Raw genomic sequence first — 25,588 nt, forward strand, 5'->3', positions numbered from 1 at the left:
CTCCAGATCCATTCGAACATCGATGAGGCAGAACTACCTGCGTCCGCCGCAGGCAGGGTCGGCAGGTCGGGCTTCGCCCCCGTCGGGGCGGGTCAGAAATAGGCGATGCTGTTGCGCGAGCGGTGTGGTGTGGCCGTGGGCCGGCCCACCCGCGCATCGCCGACAAGCAAGCGCCCTTCGAGCGCGAACCGGTCGCCGTGCTTGGAGATCCCGGTAATCGTGGCGACCGCGAGTACCGTCCCCTGGGCATTGACGACCTGCGCCACCTCCTGTGCCAGGGCACGGTCCGTCTTGAACTTCCACACGCCCCGACCGGCCTCCCAGGCCTCCGCCTCGGTCATCCCCGTACGCCATCCCAGAGCCGAGCGCCCCAACGGATCACCTTCGACGGCACGTTCGGGACCAAGAAGGATCTGCAGCACTTCCACTCCCTTAACTATCTAACTTGTAGGCAGGTTAAGTCCCCGAGATGAACTTGTCAACAAGTTAAAGAGTATCAAGCGGACCCTGGGCGGGGCGCGCCCGTTGCATCCGCCCGCGTACCCGAGCACCCGTGACCATGGAGCACCAGCCGAGGCGTTTGCAGGTAGGCGCAAGGAGCTGACGACGAACCACCAACGACGTCAGCGCGCTAGGTCGTTCGTTCCGTTGCTCGGCCTCCAACGGGCCGCCCTGGCCCCTGCTGTGTCTCCCCCGGTCCGAGGGGGCGAGGTCCGAAGTAGGCCAGCTGCGACCGGCACGTGGACACCCTGTGCGCGTGGGCCGCGGTGTCCACCACGCTGTGCCGGCTGCCACGGTTTAGAAGTGGTCGGGTAGCCAGGGTTCAAGATCTGTCGTCGTGCCGATGAGGGTTGCAAGTGCCTTGTGCGATGTGGCACGGACTCCTCCCATGCGGGCGGAGGTGGTGGTGCGGTAGCCGCCGGCGTACCAGACCGCGAGCTGTCGTCGGGTGAGCGTCACCGTGCCTTCGATGTGCGTTGGGTGGATCTCTGCTGCGCCGGCGGCTATCTGCAGGATGTACCGGTCCGCGCTGCCGCCGTTGTCGTTCTCGATCTGGACGGGGATGGTGGCGGTGAGGTCTGCAGGCCATCCGCGCAGTCGGATGGCCTGGGGGAGGTCGAGGATGCGCAGCATCCAGGGGTGCCAGGCCTCGGCGGTGGTCCGGTGGTGGTGTAGGGAGTGCAGCAGGGTGGGGTGGGGCGGGAGGGCGCCGCGTCGGAATTCGATGGTCTTGGCGCGTGTGTTGTGGCGGCCGAGGAAGGCGAGCATGGCTGCGGTGGTGCTTTCGTCGGCCGCCCAGAATTCGTGGACGATGAGGGTCACGCCGTGGCGTTCGTGGCGCCGGGTGGTGAAGGACAACGTGCCGGTCGTGGGGTGGCCGGGTTTGTGGAAGCAGTAGGTCGTCAGGTTGCTCTTGCTCTGTTTCCAGGGGAACCACCAGGTGGGCCGTTCGATGGGGCCGTTCCACAGTTGGGCGAGGTGTCGTTGCAGTGTGTGGGCGTCGGGTGTGGCGCCGTGGGTGATCTGATGGCCGTCGTAGGTGAAGGACTGTTTCAGGTCGTCGGTGGTCACTGCCCAGGCGAAGACCGGCACCGGTGCCTCCCAGCCGAGCCGTCGGGCGTAGCCGGTGGAGGATGTCGAGATCGCGGAGATCACAGCGCCCTTCTCTTGCAGGGGGCGTAGTCGTTCGGTGGTGGTGCGGGCGGCCAGGTGTTCGCCGCGTTCTTCCGGGGCGACACAGCCGGCGGCGAGGCAGGCGCTGGGGACCGGGGAGCCGCCGAAGTTTTGGTTGACCAGGAGTCCCAGGCCGCCGGCGACCACCCGGCCGTCCCGGGTTGCTACCCGTAGGTCGGCGTGCTCGCGCAGGGCGGTGATGTCGCTGATGCGGTGGCCGTAGGCCCGGGTGGCCAGGTCGTCGTATTGCTGCCAGAGGCTGTCGTCGGCCGCGGTGAAGGACAGTTCGCTCATGGATCGCCCTTTCAGTAGTTCGTGGCGTCGCGCAGGGCGTCGGGGTCGGTGGGGACCAGGAAGGTCCGGGTGAAGACCAGCACGCGGGTGTCCTGGTGATTGCGGCCGGCGGTGCGGCAGGTCACGATGCCGTGCTGCGGCCGGCTCGCGGACAGCCGGCGGCTGAGGATCTCGCTCTCCGCGTAGAGGGTGTCGCCCACGAAGACCGGGGCTTCGAACCGCACGTCGTCCAGTGCGAGGTTCGCGACGGTCAGGCCGCTGGTGCTGCGGACGGTCATGCCCGCAAGGAGGTTCAGCGTGACGCCGCCGCAGACGAGGACGCGTCCCCATGGGGTGGTGGTGCTGTAGTGGGCGTCGGTGTGAATGGGCGCCGGGTTGCCGGACAGGGCCGTGCCCAGCAGGTTGTCGACCTCGGTGATCGTCCGGCCCGGCCGGTGCTCGATCACCGTGCCGACGACCAGTTCGTCGTATCCCAGGCCGACGTTCTCGCGGATGCGGCCTGGGGCGATGCGCCGATAGCCCTGTGGGAGAGCGCTGCTCATGGTGGGTCTCCGATGCGTCGGTGGACGTGGACTCAGCCGTCCACTTCATGGACCAGGGCGCGGGCCGCGGCGAAGAAGGGGGTGCCGACCATCTGGCCGTCCACGGCCGTGATGCCGTTTCCGCTCTGCTCGCCGGCGGCGACGATGGCCCGCGCGCGGGCGATCTCCTCGATGCTGGGGGCGAAGATTTCGTTGATGAGGGCCGCGCGTCGGGGGTGGACGGCGCCCTTGCCGTGGAAGCCGAGTTCCTTGGCCTTCTCCGCTTCGCAGCGCAGCGCGTCCACGTCGTTCAGGACGAAGGTTGGTGCGTCGATGGCGGGGATGCCGGCGGCGGTCGCGCTGTTGACCAGGGCGCAGCGGGCGTAGAGGAGGGATTGCCAGTTCAGGGCGCAGTGCAGGGTCGCGGCGTAGTCGGCTGAGCCGAAGACGACGCCGCCGAGTCGGTGTGCTTTTGTGATCGAGGGGAGTTTGTCGATGGCGCGGGGGGTTTCGATCAGTGCCCAGATGTCGGGGGTGTAGCCGTCGGTGTCCAGGACGCTGGCGACCAGTTCGATGTCTCTGGCTGATTCGGTTTTGGGGATGAGGATGAGGTCGGGCTTGTGCTGGTATGCGGCCAGGGCGACCAGGTCCCGCGCTCCTTCCAAGGTCGTCGGTGCGTTGATGCGTACGCCCAGGGTGCACGGCGCGTCCGGCCGGTCGAAGAACTCGCGGGCCGCGATGCGGGCGGCCTGTTTGTCCGGCATGGCCACGGAGTCTTCGAGGTCGACCAGGGCCACTCCCGCGCCGGAGGTGTGTGCTGTGGGGAAGCGGCGTGGGCGCAGTGCGGGTGTGATGATCCAGGCGCGTCCGGGGCGGGCGGCGGTTGTGGGTTCCATGGTGGCGTTCACCTTTCGTCGCGGGCGTTTTGGATGAGGTGGTCGAGGTGTCGCAGGGTGGGGGCGCGCTTGATGTCGTCGTCGCTGATGTCGATGCTGAAGCGGTCGCGCAGCAGGAGGGACAGTTCGACTCTGGCGAGCGAGTCGAAGCCGGCATCGTCGAGGGTGGCGTCCAAGGTCAGCTGGTGGGCGGGCAGTTTGAGGTCGTGGAGCAGGATGTGGGCGAGGTCGCCGTTCACGGTGTCTCCGTCGGTCGTGGGTCGGAGCTCATTTCGGGCCAGGTGAGGGTGGTGGCGCCCCAGGTCAGTCCGGCGCCGAAGGCGGTCAGCAGGACGCGGTGGCCGGCTTTGAGGCGGCCGTCGGCGGCGGCCTGCGCCAGGAGGAGGGGGATGGAGGCGGCGCCGGTGTTGCCGACGGAGTCGATGTTGTGCAGCTGCCGGGTATCGGGGACAGCGAGCTGGCGGGCGACGAAGGAGGTGATCCGTGCGTTCGCCTGGTGCGGCACCAGTCGGTCGACGTCGTCCATACGCCAACTCGCTGCCGCAACGGCCTGGGTGGCCACGAAGGTCATGCGGTCCACTGCGTGGCGGAAGACCTCCGAGCCCTCCAGGCGCAGATCACCGGGTTGTGCGGCGCGGATCAGGTCGGCGTGCGTGCCGTCGCTGCCCAGCACCACTGGGCCAAGCGAACCGTCCTCGGATGCCTCGCCGCGGCGCAGGATCACGGCTCCGGCGCCGTCGCCGAACAGCGGCACGGTGGTGCGGTCGTTCGGGGCGGGGAGGGTCGAGAGTCGGTCGGCACCGATGACAAGGACCGTGTCCGCGGCCCGCGACGTGATGAGGCCGGCCGCCGTTGCCAGGGCGTAGAGGAAGCCGGTGCAGCCCGCAGCGAGGTCGAACGCCGGGACCCCGGTCAGCCCCAGGCGCGTTGCCACAGCGGGTGCCGTGGCGGGGCAGCACCGATCCGGCGTCGTTGTCGCCAGCACCACCGCATGGACTGGGCCGGGTCCGTAGCCCGCCAACGCCTTCGCCGCCGCCCGCACTGCCAGGTCCTGCGTGGACAGGTCGGGGCCGGCAATGTGTCGCTGGGCGATGCCAGTGCGGGCGTGAATCCATTCGTCCGTCGTGTCCAGATGGGCGCAGAGCTCCGCGTTGGAGACAGCGGTGGGCGGTAGCGCCGCGCCGATGCCGCACATGACCGCCGCGTTGCCGCCCGCTTCCCCGACGGCAGGGGTTTCCTTGGTCAACATGCCGCCTCCTGCTTCAGCTGGCGGGCGATGTCGCCGATCAGGTCCTCTTGGCCTGCGACGACGTGCCGGCGGCCGAGTGCGAAGAACAGGTCGACGGGGTCGACGCCCTCGTGATGGGCTGCGTCCAGGACGGGCTTTTTGAAGCCGGAGAACACGCCCGCCAGGCCGCTGACGAGGCTGACGGAGTCGATGACCTGGGGGGCCTGCATCAGCTGCGCCTCGGCGATGTCCGCCGCGTTCAGCAGGGCACGCAGGTTGATGTCGGTGCGATGGCCCATGCGTTCCAGCACGGCCACGAGGACTTCCAACTGGGTGTTCCCGGCCCCGGCGCCGAAGCCCCGCGCGGTGGCGTCGATGATCGAGGCCCCGGCTTGGATCGCGGCGATCGAATTCGCGACGGCCAGGCCGAGGTTGTTGTGCCCGTGGAAGATCACTGGTACGTCGACCGCCGCACAGATGGCGGTGATGCGTGTCGTGACGTCGGTGGGGAGGTAGTGGCCGGCGGAGTCGAAGACACCGACAGCCTGCGCGCCGAATGTTGCCAGCAGGCCGCACTGTTCTGCCAGCTGGTCGGGGCTGGCCATGTGGCTCATGAGCAGCACGCCGTGTGCTTCGGCTCCGAGGTCGCGGGCGAGGCCGAGGTGGCGTTCGGTCACGTCGGCCTCGGTGCAGTGTGCGGCGATGCGCACCACGTCAGCCCCCAGCGCGACCGCATGGCGTACGTCGTCGGCTGTGCCCCAGCCCGGGGCCATGAAGACGCCCATGCGGGAGTGGGTGAGGGCCGTGCGCACGACCGTCAGCATCTCGGTGTCGCTCAGAAGGGCCTGGCCGATCTGCAAGGAGGAGGCGCCCAGTCCGTTGCCGTGGCCGACCTCCACCACCGGCACCCCCGCTGCGTTGGCAGCCGCGGCGTAGGTGCGTAACTGTCTGGCGTCGAGCTGGTGGCGCACCGCGTGGTGGCCGTCGCGAAGGGTGGGGTCGTGGATCAGCACGGGGGTCGGCTGTGGTTTCGTGCCGTCGTCCGTGATGTCCGTGGGTTGGTTCATGAAGGATTCCTTAGGCATGGTTGGCGGTCTGTGAGGGCAGGGCGGCGGCGTATTGCTCCGCCACCTGCACGGCGGCGCCGTTGATGAGGTCGAGGTTTCCCGCGTAGCGGGGAAGGCGGCCGCCCTCGGCGGTGACCTCCAGTGCGACGCGGACCTGGCGGTCGTCTACCGCGACGGACGACACGACGAATCCGGCTGCGTATGCGCGCACCTGGGCGGCAACCGCCGCGACCGCCGCGTGGAGGGGACCCGGGGGGCCTGTGGGGCCCAGTGCGGTCACAACGACCCGGAAGGGTGGTTCCGGCTTGGCGGGGCTGAGGTTGACCATCACCTTCACCTGCGGCGCACCGGTGAACTGGTGGATGGCGTCCTGGGTCGTGGCGATGTACTGGTCGAGGTTGAGGCGGGTTGCCCGGCCGGCGCTCGCGCTCGCTGCGGTGGAGACGACCTCGATGTACGTCGGCTGCATGTACTGGGCGAGAGCGTGCAGCACCGGGATCGCCGCTTGGCCGCCGCAACTGACGAGGTTGGTATGCCGGTGGGCCAACACCTGATCGCCGTTGATGGTGGGCACGATCGCCGTGCCCAGGCCGGCAGGGGTGAGGTCGATGACCGTCGTCCCGGTCTCACGCAGGCGGCACCAGTGCGTGGGGTGGCAGTCGGCGTTCGAGGCGTCGAAGACGACGTCGACGGGCCCGAAGCCGATGAGGGATTCAAGACCGCCAGCACCTGTGGCGCATCCCAGCTCCGCTGCCCGGCGCAGGCCCAAGCTCTGTTGGTCGCGGCCCACTACCAGTGCCAGGTCTAGGGAACCAGAGCGGTGAATCTTCTCGGCCAGGTCGATTCCGATCAGGCCGGCCCCCAGTACCGCGCACGTTGTTCTTCCGCCGGTCATCGCTGTCTCCTTCATCGTTGAGGTGCCTGCGCACCGGTCGGCACGTCGCGGTGCGTTCGAGCCGGATATCAGCAGGTCAGGTGGTCCTGAGCGCAACTGGAGGCAGGTGGGGCGCGGTCACCTGCACCGTGGTGTTCTGCTCAAGAGGGAGGCTGGCGTGGACTGCGCCGGCCAGCACGAGATCACCGGCCCGAAGCCCGTAGTGGGACACGGCGGCCAGTCGGCTCGCCAGCCACAGCAGCGGCCGGAAGGGGTCGCCGAGGACCGCCCGTCCCTCACCCGCAGCCACGGCCCTGCCGTCCACGCTGACGACCAGCTGCTCGGCAGCCAGGTCCCATGCCGGATCGAGAGGGACCATCGTCCCCGTGACGACACGGGCGCAGGAGGCGTTGTCCGCGATGCTGTCGGCGAGGGAGATCCGCCAGCTGGTGAAGCGGGTGTCGATCACTTCGATGGCGAGGAACACCTCCGCGACTGCGGCTTTCGCTTCTTCCAAGGTGGGGTCCGGGCCCTGCAGGTCTTGACCCAGCCGGAAGGCGATCTCTGCCTCCACCCGCGGCTGCATCAGCTCCCCTCGCACGAGGGCGCTGCCACTGGGCAGGACCATCTCGGCCAGCAGGACACCGGAGTCGGGCTCGGTGACGCCCATCTGCTCCTGCATCGCTTGCGAGGTGACTCCCACCTTGTGGCCGACGACCCGTGCTCCGTCAGCCACCCGCATGGCGATAGCGGCCGCTTGGATGCGGTAGGCGTCCTCAAGGGTCAGCCCGCAGGGTTGGGCGGTCAGTGAAGCTGTCGGAACGCGGGAGCGTTCCGCAGCCAGGAGAGTGGCCGCGACCCGCACGATCCGCTGATGTTCTTGCTCCTTCATGGGCCCTCCGTGAGTTGCGACCCGGCCTGTTCAGTGGCCGGGTGCGGCATCTGGCGTCCGCGCGGGAGCAGGCGCGCCGCGGCATCGCGGCAGCTGGTGTCGGACTACCTTGGCCGCCCGCAAGCCGATCGCATTGCGGCCGCTGTTGCCTGGGGAACAGTCAACCCAGCACGCGGCCACAGCGGTACGGTGGCGGGTGGGCCAGGCTGTATCTCGCGTATACACAGGCAGGTGCTCATGACCACGCGCACGCCCAACCATCAGCTCCGCGAACTCGTCGCCGAATCCGGCCTGACGTACGAATCCCTGGCCAAGGCTGTGCGCGCGGTGGCCGCGGAGTGCGGTGCGGTCCTGCAGACCAACCGGTCCGCCATCGAGCACTGGATCGCCGGCGCCAAGCCCCGAGGGGACACCGGCCGGTACCTGGCCGTCGCTCTGTCCAGGCGCTTAGGGCGCCTCTTAACCCCTGTGGATGTGGGTCTGCCTGCGGGTGAGGCGGATCATGACACCATCGGTCTCAGCGTCGGCGCCGACCCGCTGGACTCCCTGCTGCCCCTGTGGAGGCATGAGTTGGACCGTCGACACTTCCTGACGAGCTCCGCTTACTCCGCGGCCGCGGCCGCCCTGCCCCTGTCGCACCTTCAGGAGATCGCCGCCCGCACCGCCGCCGCAGCCCGCACCGGGCACAGCGTCGGCATGGCCGAGGTCGCCGCGGTCCGCGACATGATCGCCGCGTTCTCCGAAATCGACGAACGCCACGGTGGGCACCACGGCCGCAGCGCGCTGGTCACCTACCTCCGCGACGATGTCGCCCCCTTGTGCCGGGCCCGCTTCCGCGCTGAGCAAGCTCGCCAGCAGATGCTGTCAGCGGCCAGTCGCGGTGTGCACCTGCTGGGTTGGAAGAGCTACGACGCCGGCCAGCAAGGGCTCGCGCAGCGGTATTACCTGCAGTCCTTCCAGCTCGCCACCGAGTCCGGCATCACCGGCCATGACGGGTTCGTGATGCGCACCATGGCCATGCAGGGCCTGAAACTTCACCGCCCCGAGCACTGCCTCAGCCTCGCCTCCACCGGGCTGGACCGGGCCAAGGGGCGTGTCGACGCGCAGACCGAGGCCCTGTTCCGCGTCGTTCATGCCCACACCCTGGCCAAAACCGGGAAGCGACGCGCGGCCCTCGCCGAAGCCGAACAGGCCCGCCTGCTGCTGACGACCGCGCCCGGCGACGACGTGCCCTTCTGGGCCCTGGCCTGGGGACCCCCGGCCGCCTCGGTGTACTCCCGCACCGCGAAGGTCCACGAAACCCTCGGCGACCACCAGGCCGCCGCCCGGCAATACGCCCTCGCCGCCACCTCCCGCCCCACCGCCTACGCCCGTATCGTCGCGCTGGACCTGGTGGCCGGAGCCGAGATGCACCTCAAACGCGGCAATGTCGAACAGGCCTGCACCACCTGGCACCAAGCCCTGGACCACCTGGACGGCGTACGGTCGGCACGCACGCACAAGGCTATTGGTCGCATGCGCACCGACCTCGCACGATTCCGCGCCCGCGGCCTACGGTGCGCCACCGAGCTCGACGAACGCGCCCGCGACCTCCTCACCAGACCCTGACACCGCTCCCTCATCGTGTTCTAGCACTGGGCGAGGTCAGGCCTCGTGCCGCCCCGGCATCTCCAGGAAGCGCCGCACCACCGGCTCCAGGTAGTCCACGTGCGGGCCCTCGAGGTCCCTAAGCTCACCGGGGGTACCCACCAGTGCGATCTGATCCAACTCCGGGTTCCTTCCTTGATCCACATCAGCGGCCGTCGCCGCCGAGAAACGCTCGAGCAGCACAACCTCCGCCTGACGCGGGGCGAGATAGACCAGCCCCACACTCTGATGCGCGCCGCGGGTCACAGCCAGCAAGTGCAGATCCTCGGAGCGGACGTCGAGACCCGTCTCCTCCAGTAGTTCGCGTGCGGCATGGCGCCGCACCGCGGCCCGACCCGGTCGCCGTCGCCGCCTGGTTCAAAGACTCCCGCCATCGCACGGGCCTGAAGTCCTTGGACGGGGACCTGGCCAGCTACACCTCCGGCACCGCGACCTCGGACGCCGGCACCATCCGGAGCGCCTGCAACAACCTCGCCCACGACGTCCGCATCCTCAAGACCTTCGAGCCCATCCCCGACGTCCCGGCCCAGGCGTCGTGGTCCTTGGCCCTCGCGGACCTGGAGCAGGGCGCAGCCGACTGCAGCACCGGCTCCCTCAACGGGGACACCGCACAGGCCGCCAAGGCCAAGGCAGAGATCAGCAAGGGCGACCGCGAGTACGGTGCGGTCGTCGACCGACTCGGCGTCATCCTGGGCCAGAAGCCCACCAGCTCACCCACATGACGGCCGGCTTCGCCGCGGCGCCAGCCGCAACACACCGTCCACACCGATCACGAAGGTGAACGGCTCGGCCAGCTCCACCGCCGATTGCTCCACGATCCAGCCACCGAAGTCGGCCCCCGGGCCAATCCGGCGCCCGCCGTCACCCGGCCGGACCGCTGCCTTCAGCTCGTCCGGTCCGACATAGCGATAACTCCTCCCCCGCCCACTCATGTCGGCCGCCCCAGAGCACCTCCGACACACGCCATGCCCGGAGTCGGCCCACTGCACCATGCGGTGCGCGCGCCCAACGCGGTAGGGCGCGAATGACGGCGTCCAGGTCCAGTGGCGACCCCTGTCTCCCCGCTCAGCCGTCCGAACGGGTCTCCGTCACTTCGCGGGCCGCGGCGAGGGCTCGCTGCCTGACTTCGCCGAACAACTGGATCCTGGTGGCGGCCAGGACGTCGTCCCTGTCGATGGTCCGCCCGCCTCCCGTGCGGGTGGACTGAGCCAGGACGGACTCCGGCACCGACGGCCGCGTGTCAACCGGTTTGCCCGGCGTCATCAGGGGGATGGTGCCGAACCGTTTGATCCCGCGCTCCCGGACGACCACGGCCGCGTCCCGGGCGAGGTCCGTCAGGAACACGCTCGCGAGCCCGTCCAAATCGCGGACCATCGCCGGGACAGCTGCCGTACCCCGGTTGCGCAGGAGCTTCCTGATCCCGGCCTCGAACCTGTGGGCGCCCACCACGGCACTCGGCTTGCGTGACCTGCTGCGCTTGGGAGCGGGTACGACGACACCCTCGGCGTCGTACATGACGCCGGTCAGCCCCTTGAACGTAGGACTGTGGTGGTACCACCTGCCTCCGACCTCCAGCTCGACGTCCCGGTCGATGGCTGTCAGGAGGTCCTTGGGAAGCAGCTTCTTTCGCGCTTCCTCCTCCGCCGCTCGCAGCGCGCCGTCAATGATGTCCGTCAGTACTGTCCGCGTCACCGACGCGGCGGCCCGAGCTGCCGACCGCGAGACGTGCAGCGGGGTGACGTCCCTGAACACCGCCTTGACGAGGGAAGGTTTGAACGAGGCAACATCCATGTCCGCGGCGGACGCGGAACCGGTGCGCTCGCGACGTATGGGACGTGCGGGCTGTGCGGGCATCGGAAAGGACGCTCCCTGCTGTCGGTATGCACCAGCGGCCCGCTTCGCCCCACGGGCCCCGCTCTCTTGCGCCATCCTCCGTCGATGTCGCGCTTGATCAAACCTCTCACGGGCGCCGTTCCGATGGCCGGCCGGTGTGCGGATGGTCAGGGCTGGATGCGGCGGGCGAGCCAGTCCAGGGCGAGGGGGTAGCGGTAGTCGATGCCGCCGTGGCCTGCCTCGAAGAGTTCGAAGTGGATCGCTTCTTCCGGCAGTCCAGCGGTCCGGACCGCGCGGTGGAACGCCTCGGCTCCGACGTCGAGGTAGTACTCGTCGCGGGTACCGGCGTCGATCCACACCGCGCGCAGTGAGCGGACGGCGTCGGCGTGTTCCGGGACCATGCGCACAGGGTCCAGGGCCAGCCAGCGCTGCCACACCTCGGGGATCAGCTCCCCGGTGCGGGTGTCGAAGGGCAGGCGCGGTGTGCCGTCGGGGTCCGCGGAGAAGCACGCGGCCACCCCCAGAGCGGACAGCACTGTGTCGTCGCCGGGCCGGGTCAGGGCCGGCCGGGTCTTGAAGTCCTCCCACCACGCGGTGATGTCGCCGTCCCACGCACGTAGCGCGCGGACGACCTGGGGGAACTCGGCGATGTAGCAGTACTCGTACAGGGCGTCGCCCGCGTGGGTGGCCAGTGCGCCGAACAGGTCGGGGCGGAGCATCGGGGTGATCATCGCGCCGAAGCCTCCACTGGACTTGCCGGAGATCGCCCGGTGGTCGCGGTCGGCGAGCGTTCTGTACCGCGCGTCGACGAAGGGAACGATCTCCTCGCACAGGTAGGAGTGGTAGCGGCCGGTCCCGGGCGAGTCGACGAACTGGCTGCCCCCGTAGGAGGTCCAGGCGTCGACGAAGACGACGATCGAGGCCGGCGTCCCGGCGGCGAACAGCGCGTCGGCCGTCTCCGGAAACGGCTGGCGGAAGGGCGTGCGGTTGTACCACATGCCCAGATGGCCGGTGTATCCCTGGATCACGTAGACGCACGGATAGCGGCGTTGCGGTTCATCGTCATAGCCGGGCGGCAGGTACACGTGTACCGGCCGCTCGAAGGGGTCGCCCAGATGATTGCCGCGCAGCAGGCGGCTGGTGATGACCTGCTGATCGATCCGTCCGGCCAAGTCGGCCGACCATGGCAGCATCCGTGTACTCCTTCGTCATGGGTGGGTGTGCTCGCCGACGCCGTGTGCCCTCCGGCGACCACCATTCTGACCCGTAGGAGATCGGCTGCGACGCGCCCCCCTGTCCCACTTCTCGCGATCGTGTTGCGAGGAGGTCCTGGCGGGCCGATCCCGGACGTCACGCGGTCGCGGGCAAAGCGGCGCGGAGGCACGCCGGCGGCGGACGGACCGGACTGCCGAGACGAGGTGCACCGTGGCGCAGCGCGGACCGCGCGGCTCCGTAGCCGGCGGGGCTCCTGTAGCCGGGGCGGACTGTCCGTCGACGTTTCAGCCGAGAGGGAGCGGCGATCTCGCGGCCGGCGCACCGAGTTCGGCCCGCTCCGCGTCGGTCGGTGCCCGGCGGCCGGTGGCAACCAGCAGAATGTCGTCACCGGCATTGCCGGTCGGGGCAGCGCTGACATTGCGCGTGCCATTCACGTTCCCCGCATGGTTCCGCGGAGGTGGCGGGCCTGACGCGCCAGCGCCTGACGGCTCGGGCGGGTCCCCCTCGCGGGCGTACGGCGTCAGGTATCCGTCTGACCGCCGACACGCAGGGTCGCTGCCGCTCTACCGCTCGGCGGTGCCGTCCGGCCCATCCAACACGTAGATCCGCTCGTGAAGCCGTTCGCCTGCCCAGTCCAGCCCGACGCCCAGGTCGAACCAGTGCCGATCCTTGCGGACTTCCGTCGGCGTGCCGGCGTCTCCGTCCCCGGCGGATCGTGCCGGCAGACCTCGATCGCCACGGATGGCCCCGTGATGAGCGAAACGACCCGCGCCTGCACACCGTCGGCCGCCCCGCCAAACCCCCCACCCACGCCTGCAGGCCCTGCTGCGGGCCGTCGACGACGCACCCGAAGAGGTCGACGACCCCCGGGATCCGCGCTTTCGCATCACCCTCGGCGGAGTCGTCCAGTCGCTGCGCCTGGACAAGATCCCCCTGCCCGCCACCACACCGGCTCCCGGCGTCCCGAGCTCTACATAGCCCGCCGGCCAACTACCGCTCCGCGACCACATCCCGTGGCGGCCGCCTTACAGCAAGACGGTGCGACCTTCCTTGCACAGCTGGGTGACTACTGTGCTGCGGGCTCGTAGACGACGTGGGTCGTCGGGCACTCCTCAGCGAGCCCGACGAGCGCTTGGCGCTCCGTGTCGTCGACGGCCAGATCCCGGCGCAGCTTCGTGCCCACCCACGATGCGGCATAGGTGCACTTCGCCACCACGTCTGTGCAGGGTCCCAGGCGCCGGTTACCGCCCCTGTCCCAGCTGGTCCGCCTGCACGACCTGGTCCTGCTGTTCCAGCCATTTCGTGATCGCTCGGTTGGTGTCTTCGGGCTTTTCCTGCTGGATCCAGTGGCCGCAGTCCAGGCTGACCACTTCAGCGTTGGGAACGAAATCGGTGAGGTTCTCGGATCTGGCGATCGGGTCCCGCTCGCCGTAGATCATGAGGGTGGGCTGGTGGATGATCGGGTCCGCGTCCGCCAGGAGGTGCCAGTTGCGGTCGAGGTTGCGGTACCAGTTGATGCCGCCGGTGAACCCGGATGTTTTGAAGGCGGAGACGAGGACGGCCAGTTCGCTGTCGCTCATGATGGGGTCGCCGAGGGGTGTTTCCGCTGTGGCGAGATCGATCAGCGCCATGCCCGGCTGCGGCAGCATGGGGGGCTGGTTCTTCCGGTACAGGTTGCGGAGGAACGAGAAAGTGTTGGCGTCGAAGACGGCGTCGGCGACGCCCGGCTGCCGGTTGAAGTGGACGAAGTAGAAGTCGCCGCCGAGCACCTCTTCCATGACCTCGATCCACGGCCGCTTCCCGCGCTCCTGGTAGGGCAGGCTCAGGTTGATCACCTTGTTGACGCGGTCGGGGCGCAGCAGGGTCAGTCCCCAGACGACGAACGCGCCCCAGTCATGGCCGACGAAGGTGGCGTCCTGGTATCCGTAGTGGTCCAGGAGTGCGACGAGGTCGCCCGACAGTTGTTCGATGTCGTAGTCCGTCACTTCGGCCGGGCGGGAGGAGTTGCCGTAGCCCCGCTGGTTCGGGGCGATGACGTGGTAGCCGGCGGCGGCGAGGGCGGGCAGCTGGTGGCGCCAGGAGAAGGCGTGCTCGGGCCAGCCGTGGCAGAGCACGATGGGCCTTCCCACGTTCTCTCGGCCCGCTTCGAACACTTCGAGTTCCACACCGTTGAGGGGAATGATGGTGGGCTCGGGGAAACCGGTTGAAGTCATGCCGCCATCCTGTCGCCCAAAACCGGTCACCTCATGACCGGTTTTCTGTGAGAGTTTTGGGGCGTGCGTACCGACCGGCTGGTGGCCGTCCTCCTCATGCTGCAGCGGCGCGAGCAGGTGACGGCGGCGGAGGTCGCCCGGGAGCTGGAGGTCTCCGAACGCACCGCCCGCCGCGACCTCGATGCCCTGGCCATGGCCGGGGTGCCCGTGTACGCCACGCAGGGCCGAGGCGGCGGCTGGCGCCTGGTCGGCGGCGCCCGCACCGACCTGTCGGGGTTGACCGCGAGCGAGGCCCGCGCCCTGTTCCTGGTCGCCGGCCCGGCCTCGGCCGCGACACCGGCCGTGAAAGCGGCCCTGCGCAAGCTCGTCCACGCCCTGCCCGAGCCGTTCCGGGCGCAGGCAGAGGCAGCGGCGTCGTCCCTGGTCATGGACCCGCGACAATGGGGGGCGAGCCGGGTCGAGCACCGACCGCCCCGCTTCCTCGACCCGCTCCAGGACGCGGTGATCCGCGGTGTCCAGGTGCGGCTCGGCTACATCGACGGCAATGGCGCAGAAACGAAGAGAACCGTCCACCCGCTGGGCATCGTCGCCAAAGACCCGTCCTGGTACCTCATCGCCCACACAGAGGCCGGTCGGCGGACCTTCCGGATCGACCGGGTGTCGTCCGCCGACCCGACCGACGATCCGGTGAACCGGCCCGAGGACTTCGACCTCGCCACAAGCTGGCGCGAGATCGCCGACGAGGTCGCCCGCAAACGAACACCCCTGGAGATCCAGGCGGTCTGCACACCCCACGGCATCGGCATCCTCCGGATCGGACTCGGCGATCGACTCGACGTGGGAGGCACCACGACCGACGGCCGCGTCGAGGTCGTGATCCGTGGCCGCGACGCGTACACACTCGCCGGCGAACTCGCCGGGCTCGTCGCATGGCTCGAAGTGACCGGCCCTCCGCCCGTGCGAGCCCACCTGGCCTCGATCGGCGACGCGCTCGTCGAACGCTACCGCTGAGACCGTCCCGAAACCCCGATGATCACGTAGACATCCAACCCACATGAGCTCCGAGCCCGTGATGGGCGACGCCCTGGCCGGCATGATCAACGGCATCGGGATCGGTAGAAACCCGCGGACGCCTCACCGACCATCACGGCGTGGCCTTCGCCATGACCAGCCCAAGGACAGCCTGTCGCGGCGGCCTCGTCGGCTCCTGCGGCCCCGTGATCCACTTTCGGCAGACGCCCGGTCACGACGTCGGCGGGTCCGCCGGCTTGGCTCGCTGCGGGTGGACCGTCTCGTGCCGGGCCAGCATCGCCACGCACTCGGCGATCTTCCGGGTGCGCGTCTCGGCCCGCTTGACGGTATTGACCCGGCTGATGAGGGCGAAGCGGTTGGTCTTGGTGAGCACCTCGAACATCGCCTGCGCCGCTGGGTCGGCGGCGATCGCGGCTCGCAGGTCGGCTGGCACCTCCGCTTCCGATGACGGCGCATAGGCGGCCGTCCACCGCCCGTCAGCCTTCGCGGCGTCCACTGCGGCGCGACCGGCCGGAAGTATCAGGCCGGCCGCCTCCAACCGGGCCACGTTGGCGACGTTGCGCTGGGACCAGATGCTGCGGGCCCGGCGCGGGGTGAACCGCCTCCAGGAACTCGCCTCGTCGCGCTTGCGGGCCTGCCCGTCGATCCAGCCGAAGCACAGTGCCTCGTCGACCGCCTGCTGCCAGGTCAGCGTGGTAACGGAGCCGCCCTTCCTGGTCAGGGCGAGCCACACGCCCGGAGAGGCGGTGTGGTTGTCCAGCAGCCACGCGCGCAGCGCCGCGCCGTCAGCCACGATCAACTCATCCAGCTCGGTTCCGGTCACCACCGCAGGCTAGCGCCGGCACCGACCTCGCCGACACCACCGGCATCGCCTTCGGCGCGACTGCCCTCAAACAGCACCCATCCACCTCGACCAAAGAGATGGGGCCCCGCGAGTCGGAGGTGCTCACCGCGGTCGCGGACAGCCTGTCCAACGCGGAGATCGGCCGCCGCCTGTTCATCGGCGAGGCCACGGTCAAGACGCACCGCCTGCGCATCTTCGCCAAGCTCGACGTCAGCGACCGCACCCGCAGTGCTGGTGGCACTGGTCACCGGGCTGCTGCAACGGCAGCAGGAGGCCGCACGGGTGGCGTCGTCCGCACGGTGAGCAACGACCACGGTCAGGTCCGCCGACCCCTCGCCCAGGTGATCAGGGCGCCGATCAGCCCGGCCAGTGCGATCAGCAACCCACCACCGAAGGGCACCGCATAGGGCTTCAACGCGCTGGAGGCCGTCGTCGTCCGTCCCGACACCGCGGAGAGGGGCGCCGTCCCCTCCTCTATGCCGGGAAAGAGCCGGGAGTCGACTGAGTTCAATCGATTGTCGCCCAGCAGGAAGAGCCGGCCCGGCGGAACGGTCACGTCGAACTCACTCAGTCCGTTGGCCACACCGTTCAGCACGTAGGGCTCGTCGAGCCGCTTGCCGTTGAGCAGCAGCTTGCCCTCACGCGCGCAACTGACCCGGTCCCCTCCGATGCCGATCACTCGCCTGAGGAGGGGCCGCCGGGGCCCTCCCCACTCCGGAACACTGACCACGACCACGTCTCCGCGTCGCACCTCACTGCCGTCGACGCTCTCCGCGAAGACAGTGCTCTCGCCGGTGAAGGTCGGCCGCATCGAGTCGCGTGGTTGGGACAGCAACTCGACGTTCGTCCGGAAGGCGACAACATCCCCCACCAGGAGCAGCGCTCCGGCTATCAGCACCCCACACCAGACGACCAACCCTTTCCGATTCGGTCGGCGATCCGGCACCGGCATCGGCCACGGCGATCCCATCGAGTTGTCCACGTCGCTTCCTCACCCCCAACGCCCTCCGCTGATCGAACGACGCGGAAGGCATCGTAGAGGGGTCCCACTCCGAGTGGTCCACGGGGCCGGGTGGCAGCACTGGCCCGCAGCGCGACGCGCTGCACGACGTTTCGCGTGCGTGGCTGGTGGCGACGTTGGAGCGCTCTCCGAGCACCCGCTTGGTCAACTGCTGCGACAGCCCACCCTCACCGGTCAGCTGCAGCCCGCGCGCGCGGGAAACGGCCGTGGGTGACGTATTGGCCCAATCGGCCGCCGAGATTGCAGCGCTGGAGGCACAGGCGGCCATCGCGGGATCCGGGGAGGGTCACCGACGGAATGATGTGACCAGGGGAAACGTGGCCCCGAGTCGACACAGTTCCCGTGCTGGGACACGGAGATTCCCTGCGGGCTGGTATCCCCCACTCCCTGATCCCTCGATGAAGCCAATCACTACCTCAGCACCACTAAATCCCAGGTCACAACCAACATCTGAGATCTCTACCGAACCCGGAACGGTTCAGTCGGGCCATCCCTCGGCCCGCTTCTGTGCGCCGGGCGCGGCCGGCCCGGTGGGTCCCGTCCTTCGCACGGACTTCCGCATTACCCTGGCGGCTGTCCGACCGTGTTATCCGCAGACTTCACCACCTCGGGGGACCTTGTGGCAGTTCAGCAACAGCCGACCGGTGCACCGGACCTGGACGAGCTCCGTCGGCGGGCCGCCGCAGCCCCGCAACGCGAGGGAGGGCTGGTCATCTGCGAGAACCTGGTGCGGATCTACCAGACCGAGGGCGTCGAGGTGCAGGCCCTCCAGGGCCTCGACCTAGCCGTGGCCGAGGGAGAGATGGTCGCCGTGATCGGGGCCTCCGGCTCCGGCAAGTCCACCCTGCTGGGCATACTCTCCGGCCAGGACGTGCCCACCGCGGGTTCCGCCGAGGTCGCCGGACACGACCTGCTGACGATGAAGCGTCGCGACCGGCTCAGCTACCGGCGCAGCACCGTGGGCTTCGTCTGGCAGCAGACCTCCCGTAACCTGCTGCCCTACCTCTCGGCGGCCGAGAACGTCATGCTTCCGATGACGTACACCGGGCTCAAGCGCTCGCAGCGCCGGGCCCGGGCCGAGGAGCTGCTCGGCCTGCTGTCCGTCGGCCACTGCCGCGACCGTACTCCTGACACGCTCTCCGGCGGCGAGCAGCAGCGGGTCGCTGTGGCCGTCGCCAACGCGAACGAGCCCCGGGTGCTGTTCGCCGACGAGCCCACCGGCGAACTCGACACCGCCACCAGCGACGATGTCTTCGCCGCCCTGCGCCGGGCCAACGAGGAACTGGGCGTCACCGTGATCGTGGTAACGCACGACGCGCTGGTGTCCGAGCAGGTCCAGCGGACCGTACGCATACGCAACGGCCGCACCTCGACCGAGGTGCTGCGCCGGGTCGCCACCGGCGAGGACGGTGCCGAGGTGCTCACCGCCGAGGAGTACGCGGTGCTGGACGGCAGCGGCCGGCTGCAACTGCCCAGCGAGTTCACCGAGCGCCTCCACCTGCGCAAGCGCGTGCGGCTGGCTCTGGAGAGCGATCACATCGGCGTGTGGCCCGACGACGCCGCGCGGCGGGCGAAGTCCGATGCGGAGGAGGCGGAGAAGGCGAAGACCACGCAGGATGCGGCGAGTGGCGGCCCGAACGCGGAGGCAGCGCGGTAGGCGGCTCCCCCGGTGCCTGCCCCCGGCAGTCCCCGCGTGCGGGGCCGTTCAGGTGAGGCGCAGTACGGTCCCCAGGCGGCGCCGGCGGGCGAGGACGGTCTCGGTGGCCGCGGCGGCCAGGATCAGCGCGGTCACGGCGGCCACGAGAGTGAGGGTCAGCGAGTAGTCGGTCCGCAGCGCCGGTTGGGCGGGGCCGCCGGTGAACTGCCGCAGGTCCAGTGTCTGGGCCATGAGCCGCGGTTCGAGCAGTCCGAGCAGCGTGCCCCCCACCGCTGAGGCCACCGCCAGCGGCAGCAGTTGCAGGAAGTGCACCGCCCCGGCTTCCTTGCCGCCGAGTCCGAGCGTGCGCAGGAACGAGGCGGTGCGGCTGCGCTCGTGGGAGGTGAGGGTCAGTTCCAGGGCGATCGCGAGCAGGCCGACCAGCGCGGCCAGGATCGAGCTGGTGCTGTAGATCGTGTCCAGTCCCTGCGTCAAGCCGTCCGCGCGCAGGGCGCTCAGCGTCTGGGAGTGGACGCGGATGCGGGCCAGCGGCCCGAGCGCCTCGGCGGCCGCCGACCGCAGTGCCACGGGCGTGGCAGCGGCTCCGTCGCCCTTGAGGAGCAGGACGGTGCTGCCCGAGGACTGCTGGGGCATCAGGTGCTCGGCGGTGGCAGTGGTGATCAGCATCGGCGTCCCGGCGGTGATCTGCGCCGTGACCGGTCCCAGGAGGGGGTCGCGCAGTTCCGCGGCGGTGAGGGTACCGACCGGCGCGAGCACCAGCTTCACCGGGGGCTGCCCGTAAACAGCGATGGTCGAGGTGAAACCGCCCGCCCCCGCGCGCGCCCGCAGGCCGGACGAGAGGAAGGACGGCAGCGGGACGCCCGCGCCGGCCCGGGTTCCCGGCGCGGTGGCCAGCCCGGACAGCAGGGTCCGGGCCAGCGGCGACTTCGGGGCGATGGCCGCCAGTTGCCGGGGGTCCACGGTGATCACGGCGACTGCGGGGACCAGCGCCCCGTCGGACTGTCCCACCAGGTCGAGGGTGCGCAGATGCTGGAGAGCGGTCAGTATCCCGCTGGTGCCGGTCTCCGGTGCGACGGTTGTGGTCCCGGCGGAACTCACCGTCCCGGCCACGGTCGCGCTCGCGTCGGCGCCGGTGGTCCAGGCCGCACCCGTGGCCAGGCCGTCGCCGATCGTGCGCTGCACCAGGCCGCCGAATACGGCCGTGCCCAGGGTCAGAACCAGGACGAACAGGGCCAGCCCGGTCGCCGGGGCGTCGTGGGCGGCCCGGGCCGCCCCGATGAAGCCCACCGCTCCCCTGCCGCGCCGGGCCTGCCGCAGCACCATGCGCAGCACGAGCGGGTAGATCCGCAGCAGGATCAGCACGACGGCCAGCGCCACCAGCACCGGTACCGCGCCCAGGATCCCGTCGGGGCCCTGCGAGCGCAGCGCGACCACGCCGGCCGCCGCCGCGAGCAGCACCGTCAGCTCCAGGACCACACGCCGGCCGTTGCTGGTGGTCCGGCGCGAGCGCCGCAGCCGGCCGGGCCTGCGCGGCTCGCGGACCGCACGCCAGGTCATCAGTGGCACCACCAGCGCCGCCACCACGGCAGCGAGGGCGGCGGGCACCGGTTGCGGCGATCCGGAGGTGCCGGTGGGAGCGAGGGCCCGTCCGGCCGCCCAGCCGATCAGGGCTGCGATCAGCACCACCGGCCAGGCCACGGCGCAGCGCAGCAGCACCAACCGCGCGGTGGACGCACCCCGCGCGCGCTGCAACCTCAAGTGCGCCTGCCTTCGGCGCAGTAGCAGCCGCACGGCGACGGCGACGGTGGCCAGCGTGACCGCGGCCAGCGCATCGACGGCGAACGCCGCCAGCGCCCTGGCCTGATGGTCCTGCGCGGTGAACTCGGCGAGCAGCGGTGTCAGGAAGTCGGTCACCAGCAAGGACCCGGTGACCTGCCCGCCGACCTGGCAGCGGGGTTCGCCGGTGATCCCGCCGACTCCCCCCTGGCACAGGACGGTGTTCAGGTCCGCGCTGTACTGGGACATCGGCCCGGCCAGTGCGCGGGCCCGGTCGAGTGCCGCCCCGGAAAGGTCGGCGCGCAGCTGCCAGGTCACCCGCGGGCCGCCCACCCCGGCGGCGGCCAGCAGGTCTGCGGCGTCGAGGCCGACCAGGCCGCGGGCGGCCAACACCGTGCCGGCGGAGCGTTCCGCCCGGTAGCGCGACGGCTGGTCCAGCGATTCCCGGCCGATCCAGAAGCCGTCGGCCGCGGCCACGGTACGGTAGATCCCACTCACCAGTAGCTGGGCGCTGGGCGGTGCGTTCTGCACGTCGGGTGTCTTGGCGAACTCCAGGGTCAACCGGGTACCGACCCGAACGCCCAGCGCCTGCGCGGTGGCCTGGGACAACCCGATCTGTGGTGCGGTGCCCAACGGTGTGTGGTCGGCCGGCGCGCGGCCGATGACGTAGCGCAGATGGGCCTGCGCGGACGGCAGGTATCCGACCGCCAGCTTGGCGCTGGTGTCGGCCGGCCCCGGCGGCGGGGGTGAGGTCACGGACGCCGGGTTGTAGTCGTAGCTGCCGCCGCCGGCGAAGGCCAGGTGCCGCGCGGCAGGGCCGCTGAGCTGGTCGGTGAGGGTGCGTCCGGCGTCGAGCAGGGCGGCCATGTCCACGGCGGGCGGCGCGGTGTCGAAGATCTGCGGTGTGGTGCTCACGCTGATCAGGGGCGCTTGGGCCTGCGCGGCGTCGACGCGTTGCCGCAGGGCCCGGTCCTCCTGACGGCCCGCGAGCGCGGGGGCCCAGGCGCACAGCGCCGTCAGCACCAGGGCCAGCACCGCGAGGCAGGCCAGCAGCGGCAGGTCGCCGCGGGTCTCCTTACGTATCAGACGCAGCGTCATCGCCGCGCCCGTGCCCAGGGGTCGCGTCACCGTCCGCCCTCCCGGTCGTCTCCGGCAGTCCGGCTCAACGGTCCTCACCGGCTCTCAGCACGCGGACCAGGTCCACCCGGGCCAGCAGCCGGGCCAGCGCCAGCACGACCGCGCTGATGGCCAGAGCGGTCGCCACCGCGGTCAGCGCGACGGTGCCCCACGGTATGACCAACGGCAGCGGTGGATAGGGGGTGTGTCCGCTGTCGTCCACGGTGACCAGCGGGAGCGCCGCCGAGGCCAGCACCGTGCCCATCAGCGCCCCCGGGACCACCGCGAAGAGCGCCAGAGTCAGCTGCTCGGCGCCCAGCAGCGCGGACAGGCTCGTGGAACGGACGCCGATCGCCCGCAGCAGCGCGAACTCCTTTTCGCGCTGCCGGGTGGAGACCACCGCGTGCACGGTGAAGGCGATGACCGCGAATCCGGGGGCCAGGTACCGGACCAGCTCCAGCACCCGGCGCAGCCCGCTGCGGAACGGGTCGGCCTGCAGGGACACGGCGGTGCGCGCCGTGGTGGTGACGCGGCCCAGCGCGGGCTGCGCCTCGGCGCCGGCGGCCGTGCGCGTGCTGTCGGTGCTGCTGAGCCACCAGAACGCGGGAACCTCCGGATCGGCACCTGCCAGCGTCATCGCGGTGGCGAGCTCGCGCTGGTCGGCGATCAGATGCCCCTGCCCGCGGTCCAGTCCGGGCAGCGCGTCGACCTGGCCCACGATCCTGGCAGTGACCCGGCTGCCGCCGAGCTCCAGTGTGGTGGTGACGCCCACGCTCAGGTGCGCGTCACGCAGCGCTGAGGCGTCGGCACGCACCGCAAGCGGAGCCGGTTCGCCGGCTCCCGCCGCCACGAATCGCACCTGGCTGCCGGCCCGGGTGTCGTAGTCGCTGTCGGCCAGGCCGGCGAAGACGTCACCGGTCGCCCGGGAGGCCCGGATGCCGGTGCTGATGGCGGTCCGGAAGACCGCGGAGCCGCCGGGAACGAGCGAGCACACCCCGGCGGTGCCGGGATCATAGCTGTTGGCCGGCTTTCCTTCGCAGGCTCCCGCCGTGGAGTCCGCGGCGCGGACCGTCCCGTCGGCCCAGAGCTGCCCGCCGGGCAGCGGAGCGGCCCAACTGTCCGCGGTGCCGCGCGCGCCGACCCGGATCAGTTCCAGGTCCAGTCGCGCGGGACGCACGTTCGGCTGCGGCAGGACGTTCACGGCGGTCAGCGTCAGCGGGTACGCCCGCGGGTGACCGCCGCCCAGCGCCACGTCGAGGGGGACCACGACGGTGTGCCTGGCTCCGTCGGCGGCGGGCAGTGAGGTCACCACGGTGCTGTTGAGGCCGGCCGCGTCCTGCAGGGTCAGTTCCAGGTTCGGCGCCGCCCGGGTGCCGTCGCTGCGCAGCCGCTCGTCCAGCAGCAGCGCGGTCGGACGCCCGGGAAGCGGTATCCCGAAGACTGCTGGTGCGGGGGTGCGGGGAGCAGGCCCGCCGATCGTGCCGACCAGTGCCTCGGTGACACCGCCGGGCAGGTTCACCGTCACCTGCGTCACCGGTGTCACGGCGGTCACCGCCGGTAGCGCGCGATAAGCGGCGCCCAGTACGGAGGAGGGGTAACTCCTCGCGGTCGGAGCGATCCGCACGTCCGCGCCGACCGTGAACGCGGCCTGCTGGGACGCCAGACCGCCCAGGCAGGCCAGCGCCGTGGTGGCGAAGGCACTGATTGACATGGCCAGGCACATCAGAACCAACGGTCCGGCGTTGCGCGCGGCCCGTCTGCTCAACTGCCAGCCCGCCAGCGCGAGGACCAGGCCCCGGCTACGACGGCCGACCGCGTCCAGCAGCAGGGAGGTCAGCGGCAGCAGCCGCAGCAGCAGGAGCGCGGCGGCGCCGGCCGCCAGGGCCGGCACCAGGACCAGCACCGGGTCTGCGGACGCGCCGGCGGTGCCCACGCCGGCGATCAGCGAGTGGTGGTGCCGCAACTCCAGGTAACCCAGGACCGCGACGACCAGCAGCGCCAGGTCGGCGCCCAACCGCTGCGTGGCAGCGGCCCGCGCGCCGCGGGCCGGCCTCGACCGCGTCGACGGCAGCACGGGCAACAGCACCGCCGCCGCGTGCACCAGCAGGGTCAGACCCACCGCCGCCCACGCGCCGGTGCCCCGGGTGCCGGGGTGCAGCAGCCCGGCCAGGAAGGGCGCGGCGACGGCGGCCGGGATGCCGGTGAGCGCCCACTCGGCCGCCGCGCCGCGCAGCAACCGCGGGGTGCCGGCGCCTCTGGCCTGTTGGAGCGCCAGCTCACCGCGCCGCCGCACGGTCAACTGGCGGGCGCCCAGCACCAGGGTGGCCAGCGCGAGAACCGCCAGCATCACGCTCGGCAGGTACAGCGAGGACCGGGCCGCCACCATCGGCACCGTCAAGTCGTCGATCGCGCCCGGCAGACCGGAGACCACCGTCAGGTCGTCCAGCGACGGCTGCCGCCCGTGGAACACCGACACGCGGCTCTGGCTGCCGGAGAAGGCACGCAGCCGGTCGTGCAGTCCGGCGAGGCTGTCCGCGTCGAGACCGGAGAGGCCGGGCTGCACGCTCCAATGCACCGTCAGATGCCCGTTCAGGACGGCGCTGCCGTTGAGGTCCGACGCCGAGACCACGAGCAGGTCCTGGCTGGCGGTCTCCCCCTGAGTCAGGTCGCCGGCCATCGCAGGCCAGAACCCGATGGCACCGGCCGGCCGGAAAACACCCATGATCCGCAGGGTCACGGCCCGGCTGAAGGCGTCCTGCACCTGGAGGCTGGCACCGGCTGTGACGCCCAGTCGCCTGGCCAGCGATTCCGGCAGCGCCGCGTCGACCGGGGTGGTGGACCCGGTGCCGACCCGGACAGCGGGCAACGAGGTGAACGCGGCGGCCGGGGCGGCGGCCGTACCGGAGGGCCACCGCCCGGCAACCAACTGCCCGAACGTGCCACCGTCCTGCACCGCGACCGGATGCAGCCCGCTGCCCCCGGGACCGCGCGGCCGGCCCGCGACCCCGTCGATCCCCGTCACCTGGACCGGCGATGTACCCAGCAGTCCCACATAGGTCCGCTGCGGCACCTCGGCGAACACCCGGTCGGTGGCGGCCCGCACCTCCCGGTCCGCGGCGGCCATTCCCCCCGCGCGGAAGGACGCGTTGACGTTCACCTGCGCGTCGATGTCGCCGGCCAGCCGCCGCACGGCCCCGGCCTCCACCGAACTCCCCGCCAGCGCCGCGAGCGCGGCCAGCGCCGTCGCACACAGCAGCACGGTCACCGCGACAGCAGCCAGCACCAGCCCGTGCTGGGTGGCCCGCCTGGCAACGGTGGGAAGCTGCCGCCGGCCCGAGCGCGGAGCACCCGGGCGTCGCCGCGGCGAAGACGTGACGGCCGTGACGACCACGCGAACCCCCCCCCATCGGTATCGAACATGCGACGGCGACGGCGCGCCACAGTCCTACCAGGCATCCCTCAACGGCACAAGAATCGTCGATCTTTCCCAACCTGAGGGCACCAGTGTCCGCGTACAACCTCCGGCAGTACCTGCCCAAGGGGACGAACCTGTCGACGGTCGGCCAGGACGATCTTGACGCCATCGCTGAGTACCGCTGTCCGAGGAGGGTGCGGTGGCGGACGAGGGTGAAGCCTGCGCGTCCGTGCATCTGGCGGGCGGGGGATGAACCTCGCGAAGGCGAAGGTGTTGAGGCCGGTGGCGGCGGTCTCGGACACCAGCACGGCTTCCATGATCAGTGCGGGCAGCGCGCCGCAGTTGGTGAGCGTCAGCGACAGCCCGCTCTGTT

22 protein-coding genes and 2 pseudogenes are annotated in these 25,588 nt (G+C 70.7%); 5 read left to right on the forward strand and 19 right to left on the reverse strand.

The annotated features are described in order from the left end of the window. Nucleotides 1-92 precede the first annotated feature (92 nt). From O3X23_RS12950 to O3X23_RS12990, 9 genes are all read right to left on the reverse strand, one after another. Nucleotides 93-428 carry a hypothetical protein gene (locus tag O3X23_RS12950; protein ID WP_269271469.1) on the reverse strand — a complete coding sequence of 112 codons (336 nt, stop codon included), beginning with the start codon at nucleotides 426-428 and terminating at the stop codon, nucleotides 93-95. 370 nt (nucleotides 429-798) lie between these two features. Continuing rightward, entirely contained in the window at nucleotides 799-1,968 is a 1,170-nt protein-coding gene (locus tag O3X23_RS12955; protein WP_269271470.1) for a GNAT family N-acetyltransferase, read from the reverse strand. A gap of 11 nt (nucleotides 1,969-1,979) precedes the next feature. Next, nucleotides 1,980-2,510, reverse strand: a complete 531-nt coding sequence (locus tag O3X23_RS12960) for a MaoC family dehydratase (protein ID WP_269271471.1) — start codon at nucleotides 2,508-2,510, stop codon at nucleotides 1,980-1,982. 32 nt (nucleotides 2,511-2,542) lie between these two features. Further along, nucleotides 2,543-3,385, reverse strand: a complete 843-nt coding sequence (locus tag O3X23_RS12965; RefSeq protein ID WP_269271472.1) for an HpcH/HpaI aldolase/citrate lyase family protein — start codon at nucleotides 3,383-3,385, stop codon at nucleotides 2,543-2,545. An 8-nt stretch (nucleotides 3,386-3,393) separates the two neighbouring features. After that, on the reverse strand, nucleotides 3,394-3,624 hold the full coding sequence (locus O3X23_RS12970; protein WP_269271473.1) for an acyl carrier protein: 231 nt from the start codon (nucleotides 3,622-3,624) through the stop codon (nucleotides 3,394-3,396). Beyond that, the gene (locus tag O3X23_RS12975) at nucleotides 3,621-4,634 is read right to left on the reverse strand and encodes a beta-ketoacyl-ACP synthase III (protein ID WP_269271474.1); all 1,014 of its coding nucleotides are present in this window, start codon (nucleotides 4,632-4,634) and stop codon (nucleotides 3,621-3,623) included. Before O3X23_RS12975 ends, O3X23_RS12970 begins: the two co-directional genes overlap by 4 nt. Beyond that, a complete protein-coding gene (gene dmpG, locus O3X23_RS12980) occupies nucleotides 4,628-5,680 on the reverse strand; it encodes a 4-hydroxy-2-oxovalerate aldolase (protein ID WP_269271475.1) in 1,053 nt (350 codons plus the stop codon). The genes O3X23_RS12975 and dmpG overlap by 7 nt, the downstream gene beginning before the upstream one ends. Nucleotides 5,681-5,690: 10 nt before the next feature. Further along, the gene (locus O3X23_RS12985; protein WP_269271476.1) at nucleotides 5,691-6,575 is read right to left on the reverse strand and encodes an acetylating acetaldehyde dehydrogenase; all 885 of its coding nucleotides are present in this window, start codon (nucleotides 6,573-6,575) and stop codon (nucleotides 5,691-5,693) included. 76 nt (nucleotides 6,576-6,651) lie between these two features. Next, entirely contained in the window at nucleotides 6,652-7,446 is a 795-nt protein-coding gene (locus O3X23_RS12990; RefSeq protein ID WP_269271477.1) for a 2-keto-4-pentenoate hydratase, read from the reverse strand. A 237-nt stretch (nucleotides 7,447-7,683) separates the two neighbouring features. Here O3X23_RS12990 and O3X23_RS12995 point away from each other — a divergent pair, with 237 nt between their 5' ends. Continuing rightward, entirely contained in the window at nucleotides 7,684-9,054 is a 1,371-nt protein-coding gene (locus tag O3X23_RS12995; RefSeq protein WP_269271478.1) for a hypothetical protein, read from the forward strand. A 36-nt stretch (nucleotides 9,055-9,090) separates the two neighbouring features. Here the strand turns inward: O3X23_RS12995 and O3X23_RS13000 are convergent, their stop codons facing one another. Then, a complete protein-coding gene (locus O3X23_RS13000; RefSeq protein ID WP_269271479.1) occupies nucleotides 9,091-9,348 on the reverse strand; it encodes a hypothetical protein in 258 nt (85 codons plus the stop codon). 50 nt (nucleotides 9,349-9,398) lie between these two features. On the opposite strand from O3X23_RS13000, the gene O3X23_RS13005 reads away from it, so the two are divergent. Beyond that, the gene (locus tag O3X23_RS13005; protein ID WP_269271480.1) at nucleotides 9,399-9,815 is read left to right on the forward strand and encodes a hypothetical protein; all 417 of its coding nucleotides are present in this window, start codon (nucleotides 9,399-9,401) and stop codon (nucleotides 9,813-9,815) included. A gap of 6 nt (nucleotides 9,816-9,821) precedes the next feature. Here O3X23_RS13005 and O3X23_RS44155 read toward each other — a convergent pair. The 5 genes and pseudogenes from O3X23_RS44155 to O3X23_RS13035 form a co-directional block, all read right to left on the reverse strand. Continuing rightward, a pseudogene (locus O3X23_RS44155) lies at nucleotides 9,822-10,025 on the reverse strand (hypothetical protein); the annotation flags it as partial. Between the two features lie 133 nt (nucleotides 10,026-10,158). Further along, on the reverse strand, nucleotides 10,159-10,947 hold the full coding sequence (locus tag O3X23_RS13015; RefSeq protein WP_269271481.1) for a hypothetical protein: 789 nt from the start codon (nucleotides 10,945-10,947) through the stop codon (nucleotides 10,159-10,161). Between the two features lie 146 nt (nucleotides 10,948-11,093). Continuing rightward, a complete protein-coding gene (locus O3X23_RS13020; RefSeq protein ID WP_269271482.1) occupies nucleotides 11,094-12,119 on the reverse strand; it encodes an alpha/beta hydrolase in 1,026 nt (341 codons plus the stop codon). 1,088 nt (nucleotides 12,120-13,207) lie between these two features. After that, nucleotides 13,208-13,357, reverse strand: coding sequence for a hypothetical protein (locus O3X23_RS13030; RefSeq protein WP_269271483.1), 150 nt, complete (start codon nucleotides 13,355-13,357; stop codon nucleotides 13,208-13,210). A 25-nt stretch (nucleotides 13,358-13,382) separates the two neighbouring features. Further along, nucleotides 13,383-14,354 carry an alpha/beta fold hydrolase gene (locus O3X23_RS13035; RefSeq protein WP_269271484.1) on the reverse strand — a complete coding sequence of 324 codons (972 nt, stop codon included), beginning with the start codon at nucleotides 14,352-14,354 and terminating at the stop codon, nucleotides 13,383-13,385. Nucleotides 14,355-14,417: 63 nt separating this feature from the next. Here O3X23_RS13035 and O3X23_RS13040 point away from each other — a divergent pair, with 63 nt between their 5' ends. Further along, nucleotides 14,418-15,365, forward strand: coding sequence for a helix-turn-helix transcriptional regulator (locus tag O3X23_RS13040; protein ID WP_269271485.1), 948 nt, complete (start codon nucleotides 14,418-14,420; stop codon nucleotides 15,363-15,365). A gap of 232 nt (nucleotides 15,366-15,597) precedes the next feature. Here O3X23_RS13040 and O3X23_RS13045 read toward each other — a convergent pair whose 3' ends face one another. Continuing rightward, nucleotides 15,598-16,212, reverse strand: coding sequence for a YdeI/OmpD-associated family protein (locus O3X23_RS13045; RefSeq protein WP_269271486.1), 615 nt, complete (start codon nucleotides 16,210-16,212; stop codon nucleotides 15,598-15,600). Nucleotides 16,213-16,316: 104 nt separating this feature from the next. On the opposite strand from O3X23_RS13045, the pseudogene O3X23_RS13050 reads away from it, so the two are divergent. Further along, nucleotides 16,317-16,533: pseudogene (locus O3X23_RS13050) on the forward strand (response regulator transcription factor); the annotation flags it as partial. Between the two features lie 13 nt (nucleotides 16,534-16,546). On the opposite strand, the gene lepB reads toward O3X23_RS13050, so the two are convergent. Continuing rightward, on the reverse strand, nucleotides 16,547-17,128 hold the full coding sequence (gene lepB / locus O3X23_RS13055) for a signal peptidase I (protein WP_269271487.1): 582 nt from the start codon (nucleotides 17,126-17,128) through the stop codon (nucleotides 16,547-16,549). 742 nt (nucleotides 17,129-17,870) lie between these two features. Between lepB and O3X23_RS13060 the strand changes: the two genes are divergently transcribed. Then, nucleotides 17,871-18,908, forward strand: a complete 1,038-nt coding sequence (locus O3X23_RS13060; RefSeq protein ID WP_443047836.1) for an ABC transporter ATP-binding protein — start codon at nucleotides 17,871-17,873, stop codon at nucleotides 18,906-18,908. A gap of 48 nt (nucleotides 18,909-18,956) precedes the next feature. Here the strand turns inward: O3X23_RS13060 and O3X23_RS13065 are convergent, their stop codons facing one another. Together O3X23_RS13065 and O3X23_RS13070 are read right to left on the reverse strand one after the other, a co-directional pair. Further along, on the reverse strand, nucleotides 18,957-21,812 hold the full coding sequence (locus O3X23_RS13065) for a hypothetical protein (RefSeq protein WP_269271488.1): 2,856 nt from the start codon (nucleotides 21,810-21,812) through the stop codon (nucleotides 18,957-18,959). 34 nt (nucleotides 21,813-21,846) lie between these two features. Next, nucleotides 21,847-25,083 (reverse strand): FtsX-like permease family protein, encoded by a 3,237-nt coding sequence (locus tag O3X23_RS13070; protein WP_269271489.1) that lies wholly within the window; start codon nucleotides 25,081-25,083, stop codon nucleotides 21,847-21,849. Nucleotides 25,084-25,588: the final 505 nt, after the last annotated feature.

It is taken from the genome of Streptomyces sp. H39-S7 (assembly GCF_027158205.1).
In the GTDB taxonomy this organism is placed as follows: Bacteria; Actinomycetota; Actinomycetes; order Streptomycetales; family Streptomycetaceae; genus Actinacidiphila.

Excerpts from the sequence above, each read along its gene's own strand:
- O3X23_RS12990 (WP_269271477.1), bottom strand. The coding sequence starts at position 7,446 with ATGAAGGAGCAAGAACATCAGCGGATCGTGCGGGTCGCGGCCACTCTC.
- O3X23_RS13020 (WP_269271482.1), bottom strand. The coding sequence starts at position 12,119 with ATGCTGCCATGGTCGGCCGACTTGGCCGGACGGATCGATCAGCAGGTC.
- O3X23_RS12960 (WP_269271471.1), bottom strand. The coding sequence starts at position 2,510 with ATGAGCAGCGCTCTCCCACAGGGCTATCGGCGCATCGCCCCAGGCCGC.
- O3X23_RS12965 (WP_269271472.1), bottom strand. The coding sequence starts at position 3,385 with ATGGAACCCACAACCGCCGCCCGCCCCGGACGCGCCTGGATCATCACA.
- O3X23_RS12955 (WP_269271470.1), bottom strand. The coding sequence starts at position 1,968 with ATGAGCGAACTGTCCTTCACCGCGGCCGACGACAGCCTCTGGCAGCAA.
- O3X23_RS12975 (WP_269271474.1), bottom strand. The coding sequence starts at position 4,634 with ATGTTGACCAAGGAAACCCCTGCCGTCGGGGAAGCGGGCGGCAACGCG.
- O3X23_RS13015 (WP_269271481.1), bottom strand. The coding sequence starts at position 10,947 with ATGCCCGCACAGCCCGCACGTCCCATACGTCGCGAGCGCACCGGTTCC.
- O3X23_RS13035 (WP_269271484.1), bottom strand. The coding sequence starts at position 14,354 with ATGACTTCAACCGGTTTCCCCGAGCCCACCATCATTCCCCTCAACGGT.
- dmpG (WP_269271475.1), bottom strand. The coding sequence starts at position 5,680 with ATGAACCAACCCACGGACATCACGGACGACGGCACGAAACCACAGCCG.
- O3X23_RS12985 (WP_269271476.1), bottom strand. The coding sequence starts at position 6,575 with ATGACCGGCGGAAGAACAACGTGCGCGGTACTGGGGGCCGGCCTGATC.
- O3X23_RS12995 (WP_269271478.1), top strand. The coding sequence starts at position 7,684 with ATGACCACGCGCACGCCCAACCATCAGCTCCGCGAACTCGTCGCCGAA.